The sequence below is a fragment of the Rothia sp. CCM 9418 genome (genome assembly GCF_048512825.1).
In the GTDB taxonomy this organism is placed as follows: domain Bacteria; phylum Actinomycetota; class Actinomycetes; order Actinomycetales; family Micrococcaceae; genus Rothia.
This window is the reverse complement of record NZ_JBLXXX010000003.1, coordinates 82,918-107,093: the sequence shown is the minus strand read 5'-3', so window position 1 is coordinate 107,093 and position 24,176 is coordinate 82,918. Positions and strand designations below refer to the sequence as shown.

At 46.3% G+C, this 24,176-nt stretch carries 20 protein-coding genes and 1 tRNA gene; 15 read left to right on the top strand and 6 right to left on the bottom strand.

Annotated features, from left to right (window positions below; translation table 11 throughout):
* Positions 1–57: 57 nt before the first annotated feature.
* A complete protein-coding gene (gene serB / locus ACN083_RS05055) occupies positions 58–990 on the bottom strand; it encodes a phosphoserine phosphatase SerB (RefSeq protein WP_419101745.1) in 933 nt (310 codons plus the stop codon).
* 113 nt (positions 991–1,103) lie between these two features.
* Here serB and ACN083_RS05050 point away from each other — a divergent pair, with 113 nt between their 5' ends.
* The 4 genes from ACN083_RS05050 to ACN083_RS05035 all read left to right on the top strand — a co-directional run bounded on the left by ACN083_RS05050 (position 1,104) and on the right by ACN083_RS05035 (position 4,627).
* A complete protein-coding gene (locus ACN083_RS05050; protein WP_419101744.1) occupies positions 1,104–1,895 on the top strand; it encodes an ABC transporter ATP-binding protein in 792 nt (263 codons plus the stop codon).
* A gap of 56 nt (positions 1,896–1,951) precedes the next feature.
* Positions 1,952–2,827 (top strand): TrmH family RNA methyltransferase, encoded by an 876-nt coding sequence (locus ACN083_RS05045; protein WP_419101743.1) that lies wholly within the window; start codon positions 1,952–1,954, stop codon positions 2,825–2,827.
* Positions 2,828–2,967: 140 nt separating this feature from the next.
* On the top strand, positions 2,968–3,225 hold the full coding sequence (locus ACN083_RS05040; protein WP_419101742.1) for a type B 50S ribosomal protein L31: 258 nt from the start codon (positions 2,968–2,970) through the stop codon (positions 3,223–3,225).
* 157 nt (positions 3,226–3,382) lie between these two features.
* Positions 3,383–4,627: an LCP family protein gene (locus ACN083_RS05035; RefSeq protein WP_419101741.1), complete on the top strand. Its 1,245-nt coding sequence runs from the start codon at positions 3,383–3,385 to the stop codon at positions 4,625–4,627.
* A 159-nt stretch (positions 4,628–4,786) separates the two neighbouring features.
* Here the strand turns inward: ACN083_RS05035 and ACN083_RS05030 are convergent, their stop codons facing one another.
* A complete protein-coding gene (locus ACN083_RS05030; protein ID WP_419101740.1) occupies positions 4,787–5,962 on the bottom strand; it encodes a hypothetical protein in 1,176 nt (391 codons plus the stop codon).
* A 113-nt stretch (positions 5,963–6,075) separates the two neighbouring features.
* The gene (pepN, locus tag ACN083_RS05025; protein WP_419101939.1) at positions 6,076–8,727 is read right to left on the bottom strand and encodes an aminopeptidase N; all 2,652 of its coding nucleotides are present in this window, start codon (positions 8,725–8,727) and stop codon (positions 6,076–6,078) included.
* A gap of 242 nt (positions 8,728–8,969) precedes the next feature.
* On the opposite strand from pepN, the gene ACN083_RS05020 reads away from it, so the two are divergent.
* A tRNA-Leu gene (locus ACN083_RS05020) sits at positions 8,970–9,055 on the top strand.
* Positions 9,056–9,181: 126 nt separating this feature from the next.
* Here the strand turns inward: ACN083_RS05020 and ACN083_RS05015 are convergent.
* Positions 9,182–9,670 carry a hypothetical protein gene (locus ACN083_RS05015; protein WP_419101739.1) on the bottom strand — a complete coding sequence of 163 codons (489 nt, stop codon included), beginning with the start codon at positions 9,668–9,670 and terminating at the stop codon, positions 9,182–9,184.
* Positions 9,671–9,821: 151 nt separating this feature from the next.
* Positions 9,822–11,447, bottom strand: coding sequence for an L-lactate permease (locus ACN083_RS05010; protein ID WP_419101738.1), 1,626 nt, complete (start codon positions 11,445–11,447; stop codon positions 9,822–9,824).
* Between the two features lie 523 nt (positions 11,448–11,970).
* On the opposite strand from ACN083_RS05010, the gene ACN083_RS05005 reads away from it, so the two are divergent.
* The 4 genes from ACN083_RS05005 (at position 11,971) to mshC (ending at position 15,730) form a co-directional block, all read left to right on the top strand.
* Positions 11,971–12,933, top strand: a complete 963-nt coding sequence (locus ACN083_RS05005; RefSeq protein WP_419101737.1) for an L-lactate dehydrogenase — start codon at positions 11,971–11,973, stop codon at positions 12,931–12,933.
* 179 nt (positions 12,934–13,112) lie between these two features.
* Positions 13,113–13,376 (top strand): hypothetical protein, encoded by a 264-nt coding sequence (locus ACN083_RS05000; RefSeq protein ID WP_419101736.1) that lies wholly within the window; start codon positions 13,113–13,115, stop codon positions 13,374–13,376.
* A gap of 90 nt (positions 13,377–13,466) precedes the next feature.
* Positions 13,467–14,303, top strand: a complete 837-nt coding sequence (locus ACN083_RS04995) for an undecaprenyl-diphosphate phosphatase (RefSeq protein ID WP_419101735.1) — start codon at positions 13,467–13,469, stop codon at positions 14,301–14,303.
* 128 nt (positions 14,304–14,431) lie between these two features.
* A complete protein-coding gene (gene mshC / locus ACN083_RS04990) occupies positions 14,432–15,730 on the top strand; it encodes a cysteine--1-D-myo-inosityl 2-amino-2-deoxy-alpha-D-glucopyranoside ligase (protein ID WP_419101734.1) in 1,299 nt (432 codons plus the stop codon).
* 10 nt (positions 15,731–15,740) lie between these two features.
* On the opposite strand, the gene ACN083_RS04985 is transcribed toward mshC, so the two are convergent.
* Positions 15,741–16,604, bottom strand: a complete 864-nt coding sequence (locus ACN083_RS04985) for a proteasome assembly chaperone family protein (RefSeq protein ID WP_419101733.1) — start codon at positions 16,602–16,604, stop codon at positions 15,741–15,743.
* A gap of 119 nt (positions 16,605–16,723) precedes the next feature.
* Here ACN083_RS04985 and ACN083_RS04980 point away from each other — a divergent pair, with 119 nt between their 5' ends.
* The 6 genes from ACN083_RS04980 (at position 16,724) to pafA (ending at position 24,107) form a co-directional block, all read left to right on the top strand.
* Complete coding sequence (locus ACN083_RS04980) at positions 16,724–17,854, top strand: site-2 protease family protein (RefSeq protein ID WP_419101732.1); 1,131 nt, start codon at positions 16,724–16,726, stop codon at positions 17,852–17,854.
* Positions 17,855–17,992: 138 nt separating this feature from the next.
* Entirely contained in the window at positions 17,993–19,003 is a 1,011-nt protein-coding gene (locus tag ACN083_RS04975; RefSeq protein ID WP_419101731.1) for a tRNA (adenine-N1)-methyltransferase, read from the top strand.
* A 68-nt stretch (positions 19,004–19,071) separates the two neighbouring features.
* Entirely contained in the window at positions 19,072–20,739 is a 1,668-nt protein-coding gene (gene arc, locus ACN083_RS04970) for a proteasome ATPase (RefSeq protein WP_419101730.1), read from the top strand.
* A 68-nt stretch (positions 20,740–20,807) separates the two neighbouring features.
* Positions 20,808–22,403 carry a depupylase/deamidase Dop gene (gene dop / locus ACN083_RS04965; protein WP_419101729.1) on the top strand — a complete coding sequence of 532 codons (1,596 nt, stop codon included), beginning with the start codon at positions 20,808–20,810 and terminating at the stop codon, positions 22,401–22,403.
* A 2-nt stretch (positions 22,404–22,405) separates the two neighbouring features.
* Positions 22,406–22,603: a ubiquitin-like protein Pup gene (locus tag ACN083_RS04960; RefSeq protein WP_419101728.1), complete on the top strand. Its 198-nt coding sequence runs from the start codon at positions 22,406–22,408 to the stop codon at positions 22,601–22,603.
* Positions 22,604–22,673: 70 nt separating this feature from the next.
* A complete protein-coding gene (gene pafA, locus ACN083_RS04955) occupies positions 22,674–24,107 on the top strand; it encodes a Pup--protein ligase (protein ID WP_419101727.1) in 1,434 nt (477 codons plus the stop codon).
* Positions 24,108–24,176: the final 69 nt, after the last annotated feature.

Here is a 24,176-nt window from a genome sequence, read left to right as displayed (position 1 = left end):
TTTTATTGTTGAGTCTCTTTCGAACAGAGTAATTCTTATCGAAGGGGACTCTTCATTTTAAAGACCCATAAAATGTTGCACCGCATCTAAACGTAAGAAATTGAGCTGAACATCAGATGCTAACTGAAGTGAAGGCTTCGCGCAAAAAGCAATTCCTAAAGCCGCTTCCTCTAACATGAGAATGTCATTGGCTCCATCCCCAATTGCAACAACATGCGATAACGAAACATTCTCTTCTGCCGCCCACTTTTGAAGATATAAGCGTTTGGTTTCTGGTGTTACCACCTCACCTACGACTTTTCCAGTGAGCGTTTCATGAACAATCTCTAACGTATTAGCCTGAGCATTATCAAGTCCAATACGTTGGGATAAAGGACGAAGAATCTGTATAAAACCACCAGAAACAGCCGCAATCTTATGGCCTTTCGAGTGGAGAGAATCAATAAGGCGCAAAACTCCGGGGGAGAGCGTTAACTGGTGTGTGACCTGTTCAATGGCTTCAACGGAGACTCCAGCAAGGGCTTTCACCCTCTCTTTGAGCGATTCCTCAAAAACAAGGTGACCGTTCATGGCACGTTCGGTGATGTACTGTACGTGCTCTGCTTTACCAGCGTGCCGTGCCAGTTCGTCAATCACTTCTTCTCGGATGAGTGTTGAATCAACGTCTAAAACTATGAGCTTTTTTGCGGAGGTATAGAGTTCTTCTTGGACGACATGAACACTTAACGTTGCAGTATTCTTCACCTGCTGGTTAAGTTCTTTTCGTAGTTCTTGTATTGAACCCTCATAGTGTGCGCATACTTGTACCATCTGGTAACCGGGGCCGGACGCTTCTTGTGAATGGTGAATGGGGGAGAACACCTCTGATGTTTGGTTGGAATTTACCGATAAAGAAGGTGTGGCTGAAACTATCTGAGAGAGGTGGGAGTGTTGTTGCAAAAAGAACTCTGGTTCGGTGCATAAGGAAGTTATACGTACGGCAATGCTCATAAGAGTTAGTGTACTCAGCCTGATGAGATAGAGAGCGTAACTATGGCCATATAACAGAAGTATTGTTCGTTGAATGTCCAAAGAGAGTGTTGAGAACCGTTAGAGTTAAAGATATGAGCGCAGTTCTTGATTTTGTACAGGTAGATGTTGTCCGTCAGCAAAAGAATCTTTTGCACCATGTTAACTGGACGGTCAACGAAGGTGAGAAATGGATTGTCCTAGGCCCAAATGGCGCAGGAAAGTCTACTCTTCTTGCTATTGCTGGTGCACGTTTGCACCCAACGAACGGGATGGTAGATATTCTTGATGAGATTTTAGGCGCTGTAGATGTCTTTGACTTGCGTCCACGTATTGGTATTTCTTCTTCCTTGCTTGCCGCAACCATTCCTGATGATGAGAAAGTTCTTGACGTTGTCTTGACGGCAGCATACGCGGTCTCAGGGCGTTGGAACGAAGACTACGATACTTTAGATAACACACGTGCAGAAGAATTGCTACGTGACTGGGGTATCGCGGATTTAGCACAGCGTCGTTTTGGAACCTTGTCGGAAGGCGAAAAGAAGCGTACGTTGATTGCTCGAGCATTGATGACAGACCCCGAACTTCTTCTTTTGGACGAGCCCGGCGCAGGCATGGATATAGCCGGACGTGAAGATTTAGTGCAACGTCTACACCATCTAACACAAGACCCGTATGCTCCAGCGACTATTTTAGTAACTCATCATCTTGAAGAAATCCCTGCCGGCTTCACTCACGCTCTTTTACTCCGAGAGGGTGAAGTCATCGCTTCTGGTGAGATTGCTCAGACCATTACAGCAGAGAACTTGAAAAAAACTTATGGTATGGATTTTGAACTGACTATTAACGCTCAAGGGCGTTATTCTGCTTTCGCAAAAAATTCTTAACACACAGTTAAAGCTGTTGTGCATGGTGTTTTAGGTAAGAAAGAACCTTCTTAATAATGGGTAGAAAAAAGCAGCTTTCTGAGCAAGATATTTATGAGCGAAAACAGCGGGTCTTCTCCTGCCCAAATGTTCTTCCTCTTCGTGAGATGAGCATCAGACACAAAGAATATTTTCATGCATTGACTGACGTTCATTTACGAAAACTAGCAGAACCTCAATGGGGCATTTATATTGCAGAATCATCAAAGGTGATTCGCCGATCCGTAGCTGTTGGGCATCCTATTGTAGCTATGGTCATGAGCGAAAAATGGGCTGACGGTCTTTTAGATGTAGTTCTTTCGCACCCTGAGACGGTATGTTACGTTGGCAGTGAAGAAGAACTGGAAGGAATTGTCGGTTTTCACTTGCACCGTGGCGCTCTTGCTGCGGTACGTCGCCCTGAACCGTTGAGTATCAATTCTTTGGTTTCTGGTGCTCATCGTATTGCAATTTTAGAAGATATCGTGGACCACACGAATGTTGGCGCTATCTTTCGTTCAGCTGCCGCGTTATCGGTAGATGCGGTTCTGGTAACTCCCCGATGCGCTGATCCACTATACCGTCGTTCTATCCGTGTTTCGATGGGAACAGTATTTCAAGTTCCGTGGGGTCGTCTTCAATCGTGGCCTGAAGATCTTGAACTCCTTCATACGTTAGGTTTTCGTAGCGCCGCTTTTGCCCTATCTCAAGATTCGCTGTCTCTTTCGGAACTTTCTGCACGTGATGACGAGAAACTTGCACTCATATTTGGTTCTGAAGGTCACGGGTTGACGTCTAAAACTTTGGCTGCAGCTCAAGATACTGTGATGATTCCGATGGCAGCTCAGGTGGATTCTTTAAACGTTGCAGCTGCTAGCGCGGTGGCTTTCTGGGAGACACGTTATCAAAAGTGACGTATTTCTTAGAGTTGGTACGCCATCTTCTCGTAAGAAGTGATATCGTTATTAGCTGGTTGTAAAACTACTAAAATATTCGTTTTAGTGACTCATCATAGTTTCTGGCAAAATCCAGAGACACTAAAGAAAGTATAATTATGAAGGCTGAAATTCACCCAGACTACAATCCCGTTATTTTCCGCGACCTTGCATCTGGCAAGAGCTTCCTCACCAAGTCAACCATGACTTCTGCTAAGACTGAGAAATGGGAAGACGGCAACGAATACCCTGTTGTTGAGGTTGAAATTTCCTCTGAATCCCACCCCTTCTACACTGGCAAGCAGCGCATTATGGACTCCGCTGGTCGTGTTGAGCGATTCAACGCACGTTTCAAGAACTTCGGTAAATCCGCATAAGTTTAGATTGAGAAATCAGAATCACACCTCACACAGGTTTTTGTCACCTGTTGTGGGGTGTTTTTCTATATTCGGTAGCTACAATGAGAGTGAACGACTCTGTTTTTCGCATCGTCGTATCGCACCTGAAACACTCAAACCTTAGGAGAACACACATATGGCAGAACCATCACCGGAGACAGCCCCACAGAAAAAAAGCAAAAAAGGAAAAATCACATTGGGTGTATTGCTCACCCTTTTACTGATTCTCGGCATTGCCGGCTGCTCCTACGTCGCTTCCATCAGCTCAGCATGGAATAACGGTACTCAGAAGTTTAGTGAAGAACAGGTATTCCCCGGCGATGATGGTGCTGTCAACGAAGAAACCCTCAAAGAGTTTAAGAAAAACTATGAAGCTGCGCAGACTAAAGTAACAGAATCTGAAGACGGTAAACAGGAGGAGCAATCTAAGGATTCAGATACCTCAGATACTCGTGCTTCACACGATAAAGGAAAAGTCGTTAATTCACAGGGTATCAATAACGTTACCGAACAAGATTCTGATGGCGATGGTATCCCAGACTCTGTTGAAGGTGGGGCCGTAACTCCTCGCCCAGCCGCAACAGGAGCAAAAAATATTCTGCTCCTAGGTAGCGACTCTCGCGCTGGAACTCCAGAATCAATCCACGTGAGCGGACAGAGAGCTGACACCATCATGATTCTTCACGTTCCCGGTGGGGGAGCTGACCCTTACCTGATTTCCATTATGCGTGATACTTGGGTTAATATCCCCGGATATGGTGCTGCAAAAATTAACGCTGCACTCAACTATGGTGGCGTGGGGTTACAAATTGCAACACTCGAACAGCTCCTCGGCGTGCGTATCGACCACGTTGCTGAGATTGATTTCTCTGGCTTCAAGAGCCTTACTGATGCTCTCGGGGGTGTAACTGTACAGGTTCCTTTCAACTTTACTGCTGACTCTTATAGCTTTACTGCAGGGCCTAACCATATGAACGGTAACCAAGCCCTTGCTTTTGTTCGCCAGCGCTATGCTTTTAGCGATGGTGACTATCAACGTGTACGTAACCAGCGTGCATTCATGCGCGGTTTGCTCCAAACAATTACTTCTAAGGGAGCTTTCACCAGCGCAACAGAGCTTCGCTCCGTGATTGATTCTATTGCACCGTACGTCACCGTAGATAGTGGCCTAAACGCATCTACGCTCTTCTCCATGGGAGCACCTTATATCTCCTCTGGCGGTACTCGGATGCATATGCTCACTCTTCCTAATGCTGGAACGGGTTGGTCTGTTGATGGTCAGTCTATTGTGGTTCTTGATAGCAACGCGACAGCTGCACTTTCGCAAGCATTACGCTCTGATACCATGGGGTCATATACCGCAGTCTATGGTGAAGACTAAAATCTTGTGAATCTTTGATATAGACGATTTATGAGTAAGGCGGGTACGAGATTCCTCGTACCCGCCTTAGGTTTAAAAACTTTTGAGCATAGAAAAGGGGTTCTTTCTCCATCGCTGGCTATGGAGAAAGAACCCCGAAAATTTATGGGGTAAGAAATGCTACTTGTGGTGTTCTTCTAAATCTTCTTCATAATGTTCGTATTCTTCATGATCTTCAGGAGCTCTTCCCATAAATAGAGCAAGAAGTGCTAGAGAAAAACCTAAGACAATACTGATGAGTCCAAGCATCGGATAAGAAAAAATGAGGAACACACCAAAGAGTAATACTGCTGCACCTACAACCCCCATCAAAATGGATACCCGTCGGTTAGGATTTAACTCGGTAAACGTATCGTACTCTTCAACGGATTCTTCTTCGGAATGATGACGAGCAGAACTGAACGGGCTCACAAAACCAGAACGCTTTTTCCGTTGAGGAGTTTGAGCGTCAATTTCACCTTGAGTCGGTACATAGACCGTTGTTACTTCATACTCATCAGCTGGGCTCAAGAGCTCTGGAACGTTATTAGGTAGTTCTTCGTACCATTCCGCTGGTAAATCTTCTGCACGAACGGCTTGTACCGTGAGCGACAGCTCAAAGGAATTACCACGAATCGTTCCCCACGCACTCGTGAGCTTATTCTTTTCAAAAGCATAACGAATCACGGGCGCTAATTGTTCAGACATCTGAGTGCTCAGGCGCCCTACTTTTTTACGGTCGTGGAATACTTCTACTGAATCAATAAAGCTACCGTCTCCTTGACGTAGACGATTTGCTTCAAGCGTGAGAATGACGCGTCCTTCACCGCTCGGCGGAAGAATCGAATGAAGATACTCTGCATGGTTTTTCTCATCAAGAACCTTCATAGAAGGGCCTTGAGGAAGGAGAGCTGCTTGCGTGGGGGCATTATTGAGCGGGAACAAAGACCCCGGTGCGCTCAACGAAAGAATACCGGAACTTTCGATCATATTATGCCCAGATTTTCTTCGAGCAACGGCAGACAGCTGTAAATGCGCTACCGCATCATACCCAGAGGCGATAACGCGAGTAATGGGATTCCAATAGGTTTTAGAATCATGAGGATGCAAACGACCGATTTTAAGTTCGTCAACGTAAACAGCGATGCTACCCGGTTCATAAGGGTTATCCGGTTCTGGTACTAGACGAGCTTGTCCATTCCATACGCGTTCACGATCCATCTGGAGCTCTTCAAAGACCTGAAGAATCTCGGCATCGTAGAAGTCATGAGTAATGACTTCAACTGTTCCACGATCACCCAGTGCATAATCGGTCAAAGTGTTGCTCCTTTATCCTACAGTTTTACTCACCTAATAGCTTCTCATGAATTGCCGGTTTAGCACTAACAATTTAGCGCTAAACCGGCAACAAGTTTTTCAGATGAGAGTATTTACACAGACTCTGCGTTGAATTGCTGTGCTTTGAGGGCACGTTTGCTTTGATCAAGATGCTCTAGAATCAAACGACGTAAAGCTCCCGGCGCTTGACCGTTGTGTTCAAGCCACTGTTGGGCTCCTACGATAACAGGATTTTGCTCTACTGCTTGATCTGCTTGGAGATTAGCTGGAGGGAACAACCCAGAAACAGTACGTGTCGCCATGCCAATTGAACGGTTTTCCCACACACCATTGAGAGCATCAAAGTACTGCTGAATCAATGACGGGCATAACCGGTATCCTCCTTGCTGGAATCCGCGTGCTGTTGCTGTGAGAATATCGTTAGATACATCAGTTTGGGTCAGAACACGTTCAAAAGCTGCCATTTTAGAATCTTGATGCGGTAAAGAAGCTTGAGCCTGAGCGTAGCTGCGTTCCGAAATGGAACCGGGTAACTGCTGCTGTTGCTGTTGAAGCTCTTCTACGGTGGTGAGCCCATGAACGCTTAGAGCAATTAGCGCGTTCCACCCTAAAGTGGAGTTAAGCTCTAGCCCGGGAATTTCAGTAGACGTGATGGATTCTTCAGAGCTAGCATAACGAGCAATATGGCGTACTAGGGATTCTCCGTTGAGACTGTGGGCGCTTGCTTCTAAGAAAGCGCGAGTAATGATTAGCTGCTCGTCACTTCCCTCCGGTGCCTGATACAAGGCTGTTTTAAGAGAATCTGTGAACTGATCCCATAGCTGTTTTCGAAGAGCCGGTTGCGCATAACTTGAAATAGCAAGGTTTGTTTGAGCTAAGAGGTTTGACAGAATGACAGAAACCGGTTCTGAGCCGAGTGTCTTTTCGACTGCTGTTAAAAACTTTTCAACTTCAAGGGACCCGTCTCTGACTTGATTCCACAAGCTGCTCCAGATAATGCCGCGTGTAAGGGGATTCTCAATAGTATGTACATGTGATAGTGCAAGTTCTTGACCGTTTTCCTTGCTAATAACAGTTTTGGCATACGTCAAATCACCACTATTGAGTACCAAAAGTTCTGCTTGCGCGACGTGTGTTCTTTCTTCCTCATTGAGTGGCAATTCCATGTCTTCAACGGGGCCAGCTGGAATAGAACATTCGATAAGGCTCGTTGAGATAAGCTGATCCTCCTGAAGCTGGAATGTTTCTAGGAGCAGATGGTGTGGCCTTCCAAGTTCTGTGGGGACGTCTTCTGGTAGAAGCTGAGAAATCGTTAGTGATTTAAACTCTTGTTGCTGAGTGTAGTGACGTTCCACGATGAGGGTGCTTAACCCACTCGTCTGTAACCATGCTTGCGCCCATGTGTAAACGTCTTCGGTGGAGCATTCATCGAGTACTTCAAGAAAATCGTTGAGGGTGGTGTTTAATCCTGCATAACGTTGAAAATAAAGACGTGATGCTGCGATGAAGGTATCAAATCCGACATAGGCAACGAGTTGTTTGAGTGCTGAGGAACCTTTTGCGTACGTGATTCCATCAAAGTTTTGTTTTGCAGCTTCAAGGTTTTGGATATCTGCCACAATGGGGTGGGTCGTTGGAAGCTGGTCTTGAGTATATGCCCACGCCTTACGTTGGTTAGCGAAGGAGACCCAAGCATTATTAAAGCCTGCCGCCTCATGTGCGCCAAGAGTGCCCATATATTCTGCAAATGATTCTTTGAGCCATAGGTCATTCCACCATTTCATGGTGACGAGGTCCCCAAACCACATGTGAGACATCTCGTGGCAGATGACGTTCGCTCGTGCCTCATATTGAGCTTCTGTTGCTCCAGATTCAAAAATGTAGGATTCGGTGAAAGTAACAAGCCCAGGGTTTTCCATAGCCCCAAGGTTGTACTCGGGTACGAACGCTTGCTGGTATTGGGGGTAGGGGTATGGGGTGTCAAAGAGCGTCTGGAAGAAATCTAGTCCAGCTTTGGTGATGGTAAAGATATTGTCGTAGTCAAAATATTCTTTTAGCGATTGGCGACAATAGGCTACGAGTTCAAAGGATGAGTCTGAGACTTTTGTGCGTGGGCTGTAGTGTTCGTACGCTGCAAAGTATTCACCGGCGAGGATTGTCGTGATGTAGGTTGAGATTCTTTCGGTGGGTGCAAAGACTCGTTTAGTGATGTTTTCGTTTGTGGGGTCTGGTATTTCTTCTATGAGTGGGGCGTTTGATGAGACGACCCAGTCTTTAGGGGCTGTAATACGGAAATTGAAGATTGCTTTGAGGTCGGGCTGCTCAAAGTTTGGGAAGACTCTACGGCAATCTGCTGGTTCGTATTGGGTGTAGAGGTAGATTTTTCCGTCTTTGGGGTCGAGATAACGATGTAGTCCTTCGCCCGAGCGTGAGAAGAATGAGCGCCCATGAATGGTGAGGATATTTTCTGCGCGTAATTCGGTGAGCACAATGCGTGAACCTACAACACAGTCATTAATGTTGAGTGTTTTTCCGTTGAGTTTAACGCTTTCAACGCTGTGGTGGATGTAGTCGATAAATGTTTCGGCGTTTTCTGTTGCTGTGAAACGGACTGTTGTTACTACGGGGTAGGAGTCGAATGTTGTGTCTTTGGCGTAGGTAAGGTCGATGAGCACGTCGTAGCTGTCGACGGTGAGTAGTTCTGCTCTGGCGCTGGCTTCTTCTTGGGTTAGGTTTTCATTCATCACAGTTTTAATGTATCGGATAGATGGGGTCGATGAGGAGTTTTTAGGTGAAGTAAAAAAATTTATTCTCTTAAATATGTTCTTGACTAGGTGTTTTTCTGTAAATATGGCTACTGTTAGCGTGTATGTGACGAGCGTCGCTGTAAAAAATGCTGTTTCAAGTTGCAACCCCGTTTCGGGTCGTGTAGATTATTACCTGTTGTCGAGAGATGTTACGAAAAGTCAACATCACTATGTCACCTGCGCGGGTGGCGGAATAGGCAGACGCGCTAGCTTGAGGTGCTAGTCCTCGTATTAGAGGGTGGGGGTTCAAGTCCCCCTCCGCGCACAACAAATTTGAAGCCCCTACGGTAACCGTAGGGGCTTCAATGCATTTAAAAGCACTACAAACATCAGGGGAGGGGTAACCTTCCCTAACAGTTACCCGCTCAAGATATATTCGTTTGACTACCGTCTAGGGTTTTTGCATTGTTACCTCTTCTTGGTCACCATCAGGTGTTGTGACAGTGTAATGCAAGGTTCCATCTTGAGAATATCGGAAAGTTTTTGTCAGTTCACGTGAGGTTTGAGAAGACTCTGCATCTTTCTCTACTGCTGTCTGCGATACCCATGTGTAGTCACCTGCCGCCTGAGGAGCCTCAAAGCTACCTTCCCAATACAAAGTGCGCGCTCCATCTTCTTCATGAACCCAATGAATACTAATGGTGTTGTCATGAACAAGAGCTTCTAACCATATGCCGTCAGTTTTGGGGTTTCTCTGGCTCCACGTACCCGTCAAATTTGGGGTTTGAGTATTCGTGTTCTGCCTTGTTGCTGCATTAGAGCTGTTCACTGTTGTGTTGGTTGACTGGTCGGGATTCTCTGATTTTTGAGAAGAACTGCTGCATGCACACACGCTGCATGTCAGAAGAATTACAGCAAGAGATGCTGACAGGTGTTTCATATTTCCTCACATGTTATTTAGGGTTACCTAAGTTAATAAAGATAATAGGTTAGAAAAAGAAAAACAGTTAATTACTGTAGATTAAAGAAAACCCTGTTGGTGCCTCATCAAGGTGAGGTACTAACAGGGTTTTTCTGGATATGAAGGAATTTTAGAGTACCAGCGATAGAGCGAAGACCCAGAGGCACGTCCATGCTAAGAGCACGACACTATATTTAAATGCTGCAGAAGTAATCTTTGACTCTTCACCAGATAGTCCTACAGAGGCAGCTGCAATAGCAATGGATTGCGGGGAAACAATTTTAGCCATCACGCCACCTGTAGTATTTGACGCAACGAGAAGGGTAGGGCTTGTTCCAATCTGTTGTGCAGTGGTTGCCTGTAACGCGGCAAAGAGGGTGTTGTTATTAACGACAGATCCCGTTACGAATACACCAATCCAGCCAATAATAGGGGAGAGCAACGGGAAAATAGATCCTGCTGCCGCAACTGCTAGAGCGATAGAAGAGCTAAGGCCTCCAAAATTCATGACATTTGCTACCGCCATAACGAGGCAAATCATCACAATAGGCTTCCATAGTTGTTTAACTGTTCCTTGGAGCTCTTGGATAGCAGCGCCGATGGTGATATTTGAGGTAACAATGGTTAGTAACGCTGCAATAAAAATAGCAGTTCCTGAAGCGGAAAGGATGCCCCAACTAAAGATTGCCGACATCGGTTTAGGTTCTGCAACAATAGGGGCTACTTGGAGAATACTCTGGTGCAGATAGGGCATAGAGAACTTAATGGTTGTGAAGTCTAATGGTCCGCCGACAGCCCAAAGAGCTTTCATAAAAGGTGTAGACCAGAGCAGAATCATTCCTGAAAGAATGCAGAAAGGGCTCCATGCTTTTGCTACTTCTACAGCTGTAAATGTCGGGGCATTTTCTGATGTAATTTCTGGTGCCCCAGATTCTCGGTAGATATGCGCAGGTTGCCAACGGCGCATCACAAGAGCGAGGATTACGAGTCCAATAAGGGGCGGAATAATATCTGCTAGCTCTGGCCCTAGCGTCCAAAGCATAAGTGCCTGTAGCCCTGAGACCACAAAACCGATAATGAGTGCAATGAGCCCAGTTTCTTTGACTGCTCGAATTCCGTCTTGAACAAAGACGAGAATGAGCGGAATAAGTGCGGTCGTGAGCTGAATCGTGAGAATCATTTCGACACTTAACGCAGATAGCTCGACGGACCCCTGTTTTGCTCCAACGATAACAGGAATACCAATTGCTCCATATGCTCCGTAAGCAGCATTTGAAATAAGAGCATAGACAGAAGCTTTAATAGCATCGAATCCTAATGTTACGAGAAGTGCAGCGCAGATTGCGATGGGGATACCAAAGCCTGCGGCACCTTCAAGAAACCCTCCAAAACAGAATGCGATGAGGAGGACTTGGATACGTTGGTCAGCTGATACGGCAGAGATAGAATCTTGAATAATTTTGAAGTTTCCAGCTCTGACTGCAATGCGGTAGAGCCAGACCGCCATGAGAACAATCCACCCAATAGGCCATAGTCCACCGAGCGCACCATATGTTAGTGCAGATAAGGACGCTGTCCACGGCATATGGAAGACAGCGACAGCGATGATTAAGGCGCTGGCTAGAGAAATACTTGCTGCTTTGATACCAGTGAGTTTGAAGACCGTTAGTCCCAGAAGAAAGATGATAATTGGTAGTGCTGCGATAACGGCTGAGAGCGCACTTGAGCTGAGCGGGTCATAAATCTGTTGCCACATGCGGCGTTCCTTTCGGGTGAAGCAAGGGGCATCTTTATGTGTTGTGAAAGGGAATATATGGTGTGTGGTTAGATGCCATATTTGAAGTTATCACTGTTGTTTTATCTTTCACTAGTGAAATGTTTGGATGTTTTCGGTGGTTGAGTCCACCATAAAATTGTTGTTTTGATTGGTTTTAGTTGATTTTCTGCACCAGTTTTGACTATTAGTGTCTTAGACTCTAAGAAGAATATTGTGACGAATGGTACAAATAGTGCCGAGTAACAATCGTTCACAATGCTAGATATGGTGATCCTGTCATACTTACTAAGGGTTTTGTAATATTTTTTTCATGATAGAAAATGTGACCAATGCCAAAAAGTAACCTTTAAGCGTTGTTTTTTAGCGGGTTTTTGAAGCGATTATCAACTATTTACCCGCTAATTATCAAACGAAAACCCAAAAACCCAACATAAACCCTCATGTTTTCGTGCCATACTTGTTATGCCATGTCCCAGCTAACAAAATTGAAAGGAAAGCCATCATGGCTTCACACTCACATAAGAGAACCAAGCTTGGCGTTATTGGTGCAGGCGGAGTAGGATCTGCCGTCGCTTATGCGGCAACATTGCGTGGCACTGCAGATGAAATCGCCATCTACGACATTGCCGGAGAACGAGCCACCGCCGAAGGGCTCGATATTGCTCACGGAAGTATGTTCGCCTCCGAAGCAATTGTCTACGGTGGAGATGATATCGAAGTACTACGAGACTGCGACCTCATTATTGTCACAGCAGGAGCACGACAAAAACCAGGGCAACCACGCCTAGAACTAGCTGAAGCTAATGTAAAAATCTTTGAAGCAATGCTTCCTAAAGTCATGGAAGTAGCACCCGAAACAATGCTCATGATTGTCACAAACCCCTGTGACGTTCTAGCTGTTGTCGCACAAAAAATTACTGGACTTCCCACCAACCGTTGCTTTGCTTCCGGAACCACACTAGATTCTTCTCGCCTACGTTGGCTTATCGCCAACAAAGCTGGTGTGGCTATCAAATCTGTTCACGTCAACATTATTGGCGAGCACGGCGACTCGGAATTTCCCGTATGGTCAAGTGCCAATATTGGCTTCGTGCCCCTCGACGAATGGACAACACACGGCGAGCGCGTCTTCACGGACGAGGTTAAAGCGGCCCTTGGAGAAGAAGCTATGAAGGCTGCATATCGCGTTATTGAAGGTAAAGGTTCCACTAACTACGCTATCGGCATCTCAGCTGCTCGTATTGCTGAAGCCATTTTGCAAGGGGAGCAAGCGGTTCTGCCTGTTGCGACCCAGCTGAAAGGATATTACGGCATCCACAGTGAAGCTGCCGTTTCGTTACCGTCGGTACTTTCCTATAACGGCGTAGAACGAGTTCTCGAAATGCCTCTTAACGATGAGGAACTGCAAAAACTCAAGAATTCTGCTGACGCCATTAGCGCTTCCCTCGCTTCTTTGGGGTACTAAACATCATCAAAAATAGACGGTGGTAGAACAACTTAGCTCTACCACCGTTTACTTTTAAAAAGCCGATACATTGTTACCGGTAGGTTATTTTTGCTTATTTGAGTACGATATCTCACGTTCTTAGAACTTTTCTTCCTAAATAGTACCGTGTAGCTACATTTCACGATAACGTTCTATATATGAGTAACGACCCTCGCGCTGCACTGTCAGTTTTTACCAATGCTCTTGAAGAGCATCTTACCGCTATCATTAACCGACGCGGTGAACATGACCCTGCAATCGATAACGCCTATGTGGCCATTGCTAATGCTTTTGAGCGTTATGAAGAAGTCCTCTTTGATACATATGAGGAAGTAACACCCCTTGAGGTATATATCGAAGATGACGATGATGACTATGAAGATTTTGATGACGAAGACATTGACTATGAAGAAGAAAACTAATTTTTCTTTCAACTTATAAAATACTGTTAAATTCGAGACAGCGACCCTATAGGGTCGCTGTCTCGAATTTAAAGCGCTAGAGTCTGTTAAGTGGAATGGATTCAAGCAATAATCCTTGGCTTAGTTCAAGGTCTTACAGAGTTTCTACCGGTTTCTTCATCCGGTCATATTAGATTTGTCAGCCAGCTTTTACCAAATACTTCTGATCCCGGTGCAGCCTTTACTGCTATTACACAATTAGGCACAGAATCTGCGGTACTAGTATTCTTCTGGCGCGACATCGTACGCATTATCAGCAAATGGTTTGGTTCTTTACGTGGAACAGTCGACAAAAAAGACCCAGATGCACGGATGGGTTGGTTTATTATTATCGGCTCACTTCCTATTGCGCTGCTAGGTTTAGGTCTCGAAAAGTATATTGACACAACCTTCAGGTCACTATGGATTACCGCCACAATGCTCATCGTTTTTGGCGTATTTATCGCTATCGCAGACCGCGTCGGTAAAGAACAACGAACCCTCGACAAGCTTAATGTCAAACACGGTATTATCTATGGTTTCGCTCAAGCACTCGCTTTAATTCCTGGCGTCTCACGTTCTGGCGGAACTATTACTGCCGGCCTATTGATGGGGTACACACGCGAAGCAGCTGCTCGATACTCGTTCCTTTTAGCTATTCCGGCTGTATTCGCTTCAGGCCTATACAAGCTCTACGGTAGCCTTTCGGAAGGCTTCAACGGATACTACGGTTTTGGCTCAACGATGGTAGCAACATTGGTTGCATTTGTGGTCGGATACCTCATTATTGGATGGTTCCTCAAATACGTATCACATAACAGTTACACCATCTTTGTCTGGTACCGTATCGTCATCGGTGTAACACTATATGTCCTTTTAGGCTTCGGCGTACTATCAGCGCATGCCTAAACACTGATGAGAGATTACTTTCTCAACCATAATATTGCGTGAAATATCACGAAAGACTGTACCCGCTTACCTCATTCAGAGGTAAGCGGGTATTCTTTGAACTACAACACACAACGAAAGGACATCTGATGAGAGCGTGGGAATATGCATCGGTTCCGACACTACCTGGGCAAGCTCCACAACCTACTATCTTTGACAGCTCAAAGGGAGAAAAAACCCTCACCAAAACTCCTCAGAATACCGCAAGCTTATACGTCTGCGGCATTACCCCCTACGATGCAACCCATATGGGACACGCTTCTACCTACGTTGCCTTTGACGTGCTACACCGCGCGTGGCTCGATGCAAAAATTCCAGTAACATACGTCCAAAACGTCACCGACGTTGACGACCCACTACTAGAAAGAGCTGAAGCCACCGGAGTGAACTGGGAAGACCTCGCACAAGAACAAATTGAACTGTTCAGAAGCGATATGCAAGCACTGAACGTTATTACACCCACACACTATATCGGTGCTGTGGAATCTATTCCTTGGGTCATTGAAGCTGTTACAGAACTGCTTGCAAAAAACCTTGCCTACACCGTCCCCGGATACACCGAAGAAAACGGAACAACTCACCCTGACGGTGACATTTACTTCGATATCAAAGCAGCAGAACACTACGCACCAGCAGACCCCGAACACTGGAAACTCGGAGATATTAGCGGGCTCACGAGAGAACAAATGCTCAACATTTTTGGAGAACGCGGTGGAGACCCTCAACGCCCAGGGAAACGAGACGAATTAGATCCTCTACTGTGGCGTGTTCACCGCGAAGGCGAACCAGCATGGGACAGTGCCACTTTAGGGAAAGGACGCCCCGGATGGCATATTGAATGTACCACCATCGCACAAAAATTCCTCCCTTCCCCTTTTACCGTTCAAGGCGGCGGATCTGACCTCCAATTCCCACACCACGATATGGGAGCAGGACACGCTTACACCCTGAACGATAAACCCATGGCTCACCACTATGTGCACACCGGAATGGTCGGACTAGACGGTGAAAAAATGAGTAAATCCCTTGGAAATCTCGTACTCGTCTCTACCCTCAGAAAAGAAGGCACTAACCCTAACGTTATCCGCCTTGCTATTATGAGTAACCATTATCGTAGCGACTGGTTCTGGACTGAAGACCTCCTCGAAAAGGCACAACAACGTTATAAGCTCTACCAACAAGCCCTCAGCTGCGCGTTATCTGAAGAGACTGACGAAGAATCCCAAACACTCGTACAAGATGTTAGAGCACTGCTAGCAGACGACCTGAACACTCCAGAAGCCCTTGAACGAATTGATCAATGGGCACACCACATCTGCCACAACGGCGGCAAAGGAGGAAAACTCGTGCGTGACTTACTTGAAGCACGTTTAGGTATCTCCTGCTAAATACTTGTTTTTACTCCTCACGACGGCGAAGATATTGCTCTAATTCAGCAGCAATATCTTCGCCACTGAACTGCACAAGATTCTCCGACTGCGACTCTAACTCGCGCACATAAGCAGCGAGCTCTGGGTCTTCCTCCAATAACGCCTCTGCACCGTCTTCCCACGCCTGCACCTCCTGAAGAATACGACCGTGCGGAACCTGAATATCTAAAATAGATTCCACCGTCTGTAAAAGCGCAAAAGTCGCCTTAGGATGAGGCGGCAAACCCGCATAATGAGGGATAGACACCCAACAGCTAACATCAGTCATAGGGTAATCCTCCGCCATCAACGCAAGAACACCAACAATCCCCGTCGGACCAGAATAAGACTGCACCTGCACACCTTCAAAGGCTCGCAACTTAGAAGTATAACTACTAACTGAAACAGGAAAAGGGCGAGTATGGGGAATCTCTTCCAAAAGACTGCCCAAGAACAACAAATGATCAACAGAAAGTTGTTGCGCATACTGCAATAACGCCGTTGCAAAACTACGCCACTGAACATTCGGTTCAGGCCCAGAAACCACTAACAACTGAAGATTTTCACGAACCTGCAACGCCACACAACGAAGCTCTGGCCAAATAATTTTTCCAGTACCATCAGCAGAAGACTCCAGACGAGGACGCGACTCCGTAAAACTATAAAAAGATTCTGTATTAAATCCAGCAATAGGCTCTGCCGGAAAAACTCGCATCAAATAGTCAATAACCTCTGTCGCCGCAGAACCTGCATCATTCCAGCCCTCAAAAGCACATAACATCACCGTGCATGGCTGCTGATCAGCTTCCGAAAGAGAATAAATATTATGAGGAAATTTTTTGGCAGTAGACACAAACAACATTCTACGCCCATTATCTTCCACGACTCACACCAACGCCACGTGAGATATCACCGCATACACTAGAGTGAGAAAAGGCCTAGCACACCACCATGAGGACGAGGACAAACACCTTGAGAAGACCTTCAGAGCTCAACATCGCAACACTCTTCGGTATCCCCATCTATCTTCGAATATCATGGTTTATCTTCATGGCAATAACCATCTTTGGATACGCCACTTACCTCACCCAAAAAACAACCTACATCACAAACTGGACTGCAGCACTAACCACTTCTACAATACTGGCGCTACTTATCGCCCTCGGGGTGCTTATCCACGAATTAGCACATGCTCTTACCGCACACCTTTTCAACCTTAAAGTTCACTACATCTCAATGACCCTATGGGGTGGAATCACAAGAAGCGACCAAGGCCGCCCTCTTAGCTCCATCCTCATATCCCTTGCCGGACCAACTATCAATATCCTGTACGCCCTACTCCTTGGAATACTAGAACCCCTCACAACAGAGCACAACATCAGCCTAGGAATACTACTAGCGAGCCATATTAACCTCCTCATCGCTCTTTTCAACCTCATTCCTGTATACCCACTCGACGGAGCACACGCTCTAGAAGCGTTCATCACTCTTACCAGTAAAAAACGATCCACCGGAATTTTCTACACCGCCCTCATCGGATTACTTCTTTTACCGTTAGTCATACTCTTCCTGGTGACCTCAGAAAATATCACCTCACCCATATATCTGCTGGTGACAGCATTCTTAAGCATCACCCTTTGGAAAAATTCATACCCAGCACTACAACGCATCGTGACTCAAAAAAGTAGAAACTACCCCATCAGCGCAGCAAAACTGTCACGAAAAACCATCCGCATTTCACCAGAAACACCTATTCAAGAGTTCCTCAGCACCTGGAACCACCATGATGTACCCATCTACCAAAAACACGACACCATCTACTGGGTAGACCCTGCAGTCCTCACCTCCATCGAACACACCGGCCCCAACGACGACCAACTACTTCAAAACCTTCTCAACAAGCCCCTCAAAACCATCTCACATCCGAGCGCCCCCGAATACATACCCTATACAGCCTTACACCTAGACTTACGCGAACACTTTTACGAATACCATCGAAAACAGGTACCAGATTCCATACATACCAGCGAACAACCTATTGCGTGGATGACAACAACACCACAAAAACAACAAAGAATCTTGTTCTATCAAGACTTCATCTAAAAACACCGCTAAATGTTAGGTCAGCCTCATTGAACAACAACATGCAACACCTCAGCCTAGTATCTGAGAGAATAAATAAAGAACACTAACCTAACAGCAGCTCATGAGCCTTATATACCTCAAGGAGAACAACTCCCTATGACCAATCATGCCCCCACCGGAAGCAACAACCGTCGTGGACCTTTCCGACCCGGAGAACGCGTACAACTCACCGACGAACGCGGAAAGATTACTACCATCACCCTAGAAACTAACGGGGCATACCACTCTCATCACGGTTTCTTCACCCACGAAGAACTCATCGGAAAAACCGAAGGAACCGTTATCGAAAACTCCTCGGGGCTAAAAATTCAAGCATTCCGACCACTCTACCGAGATTTTGTCCTCTCCATGCCCCGCGGGGCAGCCGTAGTGTACCCCAAAGATGCTGGACAAATCGTTACTATGGCTGACATCTTCCCTGGCGCTCGCGTTATCGAAGCAGGCGTAGGCTCTGGTGCGCTTTCTATCGCCCTTCTACGAGCTATCGGCGATTACGGACACCTCCGCTCTTTTGAACGTCGAGAAGAATTTGCAGAAATCGCACGAGGAAACGTCGAAACCATGTTTGGTGGACCGCATCCGGCGTGGGACATTACTTTAGGAGACCTTGCTGAAACTCTCGGCGACGTTGAAGAACCTGGAAGCGTAGATCGCGCTGTTCTTGATATGTTAGCTCCTTGGGAATGCCTTGACGCAGTAGCACAAGCACTAACACCAGGCGGCGTTATCATCTGCTACGTAGCAACCGTAACGCAGCTTTCTCGAGTTGCTGAAGCTCTCCGTGCAGACGGCCGATTTACTGAGCCTGAATCGCATGAGACTATGGTTCGCGGTTGGCACGTTGAAGGTCTGGCTGTTCGCCCCGACCACCGTATGGTGGCACATACTGGGTTCCTCATCACCGCTCGTCGCCTTGCTGACGGCGCAGAACGACTTGCTCCGAAACGTCGCGCTTCAAAAACAGATTTCTCAGAAGAAGACCTTAACGCATGGACTCCTGCAGCTCTAGGCGAACGCAACGTTTCTGACCGAAAATTACGCAGGGCAGCACGAGACGCACAAAATCTTGCTGAAAAATCTGCACAATCAACAACCCATACACCATAAACCTGATTCGATAGGGGGCGCACCCTCATCTATCGTTAGAGACCTATCCGCAGAATCTGGTACGAATCATGACTGACTCAACGAACAAAACTGTTTCATCCCAAGACTACGAGAGAGTGCTACGTCAGCTCAGTGTGTCAACAGACAGCCGGCGTAACCTTGACCGACAGCTTCGAGAAGCCGGAGAACGAAACCAAAAACTTGTTTTCGCGCTTGGTAAAACTAAAGCTGAAATCGAACGGTTACGTTTGAGCCTCTCCCAAGAAGTCTCCCCACCTTTGAACTCTGCTGTCGTTTTAGCCGTCAGCTTAGGGCGGATGACATACGACGACCTTGCACAGGGCGTTACACCGGCAGAAGCAGAAGAATACGTTGATGTCATGCTTTCTGGGCGACGAGTGCGCATCACCTGCTCACCATTATTAGACATTACAACGCTTGCCCCAGGTATGACAGTCCTGCTCAATGACCAGACTCAAGCAGTCATCAGTCTCGGCTACGAAAACTATGGTGAAGTTGTTACTTTACGTGAGGTTCTCGATAATGAGCGTGTGCTCATTGACCTTGGACAACAAACAAAGACTGTTGCCCGAGTCAGCGGCGCGATACAGACACAAGAACTTTCAGCGGGGGATAACCTCACCTACGATTCACGTATTGGGATGGTGCTTGGACGAGTTCCTCGCTTAGAAGCGCAACAACTCGTTCTTGAAGAGGTTCCTGACATCACCTACGAACATATTGGTGGTCTAAATACCCAAATCGAACAGATTAAAGATGCTGTTGAGCTTCCTTTCTTGCACCCTGATGTTTTCCGCCAATACCAGCTATCACCACCACACGGTATCTTGCTGTATGGTCCTCCCGGTAATGGAAAGACCTTGATTGCTAAAGCCGTTGCAAATTCTCTTGCAAAAAGGGCAGCAAGCGTGCACCCTAAGGAAGCGAAAACTGGGTACTTTCTCAATATCAAAGGCCCCGAACTTCTTGACAAATACGTTGGCGAAACGGAACGACAAATCCGTGATATTTTCACCGCTGCCCGTGAAAAAGCAGAAGAAGGAAACCCCGTTGTCGTCTTCTTCGACGAGATGGAATCACTCTTTAGAACACGTGGCACCGGTCGTTCCTCTGATGTCGAGACAACAATTGTCCCACAATTATTGACTGAAATTGACGGTGTTGAACGGCTCGATAACGTGATTGTCATCGGAGCAACCAATCGTGAGGACATGATTGACCCCGCAGTGCTACGACCTGGACGCCTTGACATTAAAATAAGAATTGATCGTCCCGATATTCACGGTGCCCGAGAAATTTTTAGCCTCTATATTACAGAGGACCTTCCTCTTGGAGCGACTGACCAACAAGGCGCACAAAACGCTAGCGAAACAGTGCAACACCTTATTAACGGTGCGCTAAACCAGCTTTTTGAAGACTCTGCACATAACAGGTATCTACACATCACGTTAGACAACGGCCAAACACTTTGGCTTAAACGAGGAGATTTTCTTTCGGGGGCAGTCATCCGAAATATCGTTGATACCGCAAAAAACTATGCTATTAAAGATGAACTACGAGATGGTACCCGCGGCATAACACAAGAACATATCAACCGAGCCATTGCTGCAGAATTTGGTGGGCACCGAGAGATACCCCCGTTGTCAGAGATTGAACAAGTATTAGCTCAACGCCATATTCGAGAGAACATTGTCTCTGTCGAACCTGCATACTAACCAAAGCTACGCTCAGCCGAAAAAACAGGTAGAGCGTTACCTCAAGCATCGTCTCAAAGGAGCATATTGTGAGCGTACAGCGCATTATCGGAGCAGAAACCGAATACGGGATTATTGCCCCTACCCACCCTCACGCCAACCCGACGATGCTTTCTGCCGAAGTGGTTGATACCTATAACAAACTATTCCGCCGAGAACTTTCTGCACAAAATAGTTCAACAATATGGGAATACGACTCTGAAACACCCCTACAAGACGCCTACGGGCACACCCAAGAAGAACAATCCGCTCATCCCAGCCAGCTCACCCACCAAAGTGCGGTACTCACCAGCGAAGATATTGCTGCAGAAGCATTGTTAGAGTCAGGTGCGTATGCAGAACGCCTTGACCCTGATGCCGTTACCATGAACGCTATCTTGCCAAACGGTGCACGCCTCTACGTTGACCACGCACACCCCGAGTATTCATCACCGGAAACTTCTTCACCGCGGGACGCCGTACTATGGGACGCTGCTGGAGATTATCTTGCAGCACGAACCATTCAAACTCTTGAAGAAACAGCAGAAGAGACAAAACTACCTAACCTGCAACTCTATAAAAACAATACTGATTCCAAAGGTCAATCCTATGGTTCGCATGAAAACTATCTGATTCAACGAAAAATAGACTTTGATAAACTCTCTGAAGCGCTCTTACCGTTCTTTGCAACACGACAGATTATGACTGGTGCTGGACGTGTTGGCATCGGCACAGCTTCTGAAAAACCTGGCTATCAGATTTCGCAACGAGCCGACTTCTTCGAACGGACTATCGGCTTAGAAACAACGATTCGTCGTCCAATGATTAATACTCGCGACGAACCACACGCAGATTCGGATAAATATCGACGTTTACACGTCATTATCGGAGATGCAAACCTCTCTCATTATTCGAACCTTCTCAAATTTGGTACTACTTCTTTAGTATTGAACTTGATTGAGAACCATCAAGCCCCTCAAATAGCATTAGCTGACCCCGTCAAAGCCATGCACACCGTCAGCCACGACCTAACCTTGAAACAGCAATTACCGTTAACGAACGGCACATCCCTAACAGCTATAGAGATTCAACGACTGTATCTTGAAGCTGCACAAAAATATGAACAAAACCCAGATTCGCACACACAAGAAATCTTAGATCTCTGGGAGAAAACCCTCACTCTCTTAGAAACTGACCTATTCGCTTTAGCTGACACTCTCGATTGGGTCGCAAAATACCAGCTCATACATCAATATGTTCAAAAAGGTGTTAACTGGGATAACCCCAAATTACAAGCTATCGATCTTCAATACGCAGATATCCGCCCACATAAAGGCCTGTACTATAAGCTTGTTCAGCTAGGCAGAATGAAAACGCTATTTACACCAGAACAGATTGCTTTTGCCAGCCACTACCCACCAGAAGACACCCGCGCCTATCTACGAGGCACGATGATTCGTCGATGGCCAGAAGAAATACTCAGCGCCAACTGGGACACCATAGTAGCAAGAAGCCCCTGGGATACTGTTGTTCACCGGTTGAGATTAGATGAACCTAAGGCATACACTAAAAAGAGTATCGAACATCTACTAAACGTCGATAATGCGAGCACCCTAATTGACCAACTTAACCACGAAGGAGAATAACAATGGAACGCCAACGCATACAAGCGCAGCAACAACAAAACCTTGTAGAAGAAACCCCCATCAACATTGCATCTCAGAGCACTGCGATTAACCAAGACCTCATCGTAGAAACAGATGACCTCCTAGCAGAAATTGATGGTCTTCTTGAGGAAAACGCTGAAGACTTTGTTAAAGGGTTCGTCCAAAAAGGTGGAGAATAAACACTCCATCACCCAATAAAATATCGGTGATTTCACTTATTGAGAGCACCCTCGTTGACAGAATAGAACTATGCAAAAACGAATCTTCGGAATAGAAACCGAGTACGGAATCACCTACGTACCTGACTCATTAGGTCCTATCGGACCAGAAGAAGCCTCAAGAATACTTTTCAAACCTGTTGTAGATACTTGGCGCTCTACAAATGTCTTTCTTCCGAATGGTTCAAGGCTCTATCTTGATGTAGGATCTCACCCCGAATACGCTACCGCCGAATGCACAACAATCACAGATTTGATTGCCCAAGATAAAGCAGGCGAGGTCCTCTTCGCTGACCTCGTCAATCAAGCACAAGACACCTTAGAAGCAGAAGACCATCACGGCAGAATTTACTTATTCAAAAATAACGTTGATTCTGCGGGAAACTCTTTTGGCTCACACGAGAACTACTTACTTGAACGAAAAGTAGAGTTCGCAAAACTCACAACAAGTCTTATACCTTTTCTGATTACTCGACAAATCATTGCCGGCGCAGGAAAAGTGCACCCGCAAGGAGTACCAGAATGGGCTCCACGTCCTCTCGGGAAAGCCGGAGAACCTAGCTATTCTTTCTCACAACGAGCAGACTACATTTGGGAAGGCGCCTCTACTGCAACCACTCGCGCTCGCCCTCTCATTAATACTCGTGACGAGCCGCATGCTGATGCAACGTTGTACCGTCGCATGCACGTGATTAATGGTGACTCAAATATGTCGGAGACAACGTCACTTCTTAAGATTGGCTCTACGGATATTGTTCTTCGAATGTTAGAGGATCATTATCCTCTTCGTAATTTTGAGATTTCTGATACGGCAACTGCTCTACGCGTTGTTTCACATGATTTGAGCGCTCGGGAACCATTCCCGTTACGTGATGGTTCTTTCTGCTGTGCGTTAGATATGCAGCGTCATTACTTGGATTCTGCGAGGAACTATATTGAGCACCATGGTGCTCACCACGAGCATGTTCCGTATGTTCTGGACTTGTGGGAGCGTACTCTTCAAGCCATTGAAACGGGGGAGTACAGCAGTATTGATACAGAGATTGATTGGGCTATTAAGAAAAAACTCCTTGATTCTTATATTGCTCGAGGAGCTAGCGGATATGCTGATCCACGTATCGTCCAACTTGATTTTGCCTACCACGATATTGACCCTGACCGTGGTATTTTCAATGTCTTAGCACGCGCAGGACGAGCACAACGTCTCCTTAATGCAGAGAGTATTCAACGGGCTACCATGGTTCCTCCAGAAACTCGCGCTAAAATTCGTGGTGAGTTTATTCGTGCTTCTCGTGCAGCAGGGGAGCCGTTTACTGTGGATTGGGTACACTTACGCCTGAATAATAAGCCTCAATTTAATATTGTGTGTCAAGATCCTTTTGAGGTTTCTAACTCTGAGGTGCAGGCTCTTTTAGAAACTTTGCGTCATAATAGTGCTCAACAGTGGGCTCCTCCTTTTGTCTAGATACTGTTACAGTTTTTAGTGAGGGCTTCGTGTCTTATGAGCTCCTAGATTGTATAACCAACAGAAAGT

Excerpts from the sequence above, each read along its gene's own strand:
- ACN083_RS04960 (WP_419101728.1), top strand. The coding sequence starts at position 22,406 with ATGGAACGCCAACGCATACAAGCGCAGCAACAACAAAACCTTGTAGAA.
- ACN083_RS05045 (WP_419101743.1), top strand. The coding sequence starts at position 1,952 with ATGGGTAGAAAAAAGCAGCTTTCTGAGCAAGATATTTATGAGCGAAAA.
- ACN083_RS05005 (WP_419101737.1), top strand. The coding sequence starts at position 11,971 with ATGGCTTCACACTCACATAAGAGAACCAAGCTTGGCGTTATTGGTGCA.
- mshC (WP_419101734.1), top strand. The coding sequence starts at position 14,432 with ATGAGAGCGTGGGAATATGCATCGGTTCCGACACTACCTGGGCAAGCT.
- serB (WP_419101745.1), bottom strand. The coding sequence starts at position 990 with ATGAGCATTGCCGTACGTATAACTTCCTTATGCACCGAACCAGAGTTC.
- arc (WP_419101730.1), top strand. The coding sequence starts at position 19,072 with ATGACTGACTCAACGAACAAAACTGTTTCATCCCAAGACTACGAGAGA.
- ACN083_RS05000 (WP_419101736.1), top strand. The coding sequence starts at position 13,113 with ATGAGTAACGACCCTCGCGCTGCACTGTCAGTTTTTACCAATGCTCTT.
- ACN083_RS05040 (WP_419101742.1), top strand. The coding sequence starts at position 2,968 with ATGAAGGCTGAAATTCACCCAGACTACAATCCCGTTATTTTCCGCGAC.
- ACN083_RS05050 (WP_419101744.1), top strand. The coding sequence starts at position 1,104 with ATGAGCGCAGTTCTTGATTTTGTACAGGTAGATGTTGTCCGTCAGCAA.
- ACN083_RS05010 (WP_419101738.1), bottom strand. The coding sequence starts at position 11,447 with ATGTGGCAACAGATTTATGACCCGCTCAGCTCAAGTGCGCTCTCAGCC.
- pepN (WP_419101939.1), bottom strand. The coding sequence starts at position 8,727 with ATGAATGAAAACCTAACCCAAGAAGAAGCCAGCGCCAGAGCAGAACTA.
- ACN083_RS05015 (WP_419101739.1), bottom strand. The coding sequence starts at position 9,670 with ATGAAACACCTGTCAGCATCTCTTGCTGTAATTCTTCTGACATGCAGC.
- ACN083_RS05035 (WP_419101741.1), top strand. The coding sequence starts at position 3,383 with ATGGCAGAACCATCACCGGAGACAGCCCCACAGAAAAAAAGCAAAAAA.
- pafA (WP_419101727.1), top strand. The coding sequence starts at position 22,674 with ATGCAAAAACGAATCTTCGGAATAGAAACCGAGTACGGAATCACCTAC.
- ACN083_RS04975 (WP_419101731.1), top strand. The coding sequence starts at position 17,993 with ATGACCAATCATGCCCCCACCGGAAGCAACAACCGTCGTGGACCTTTC.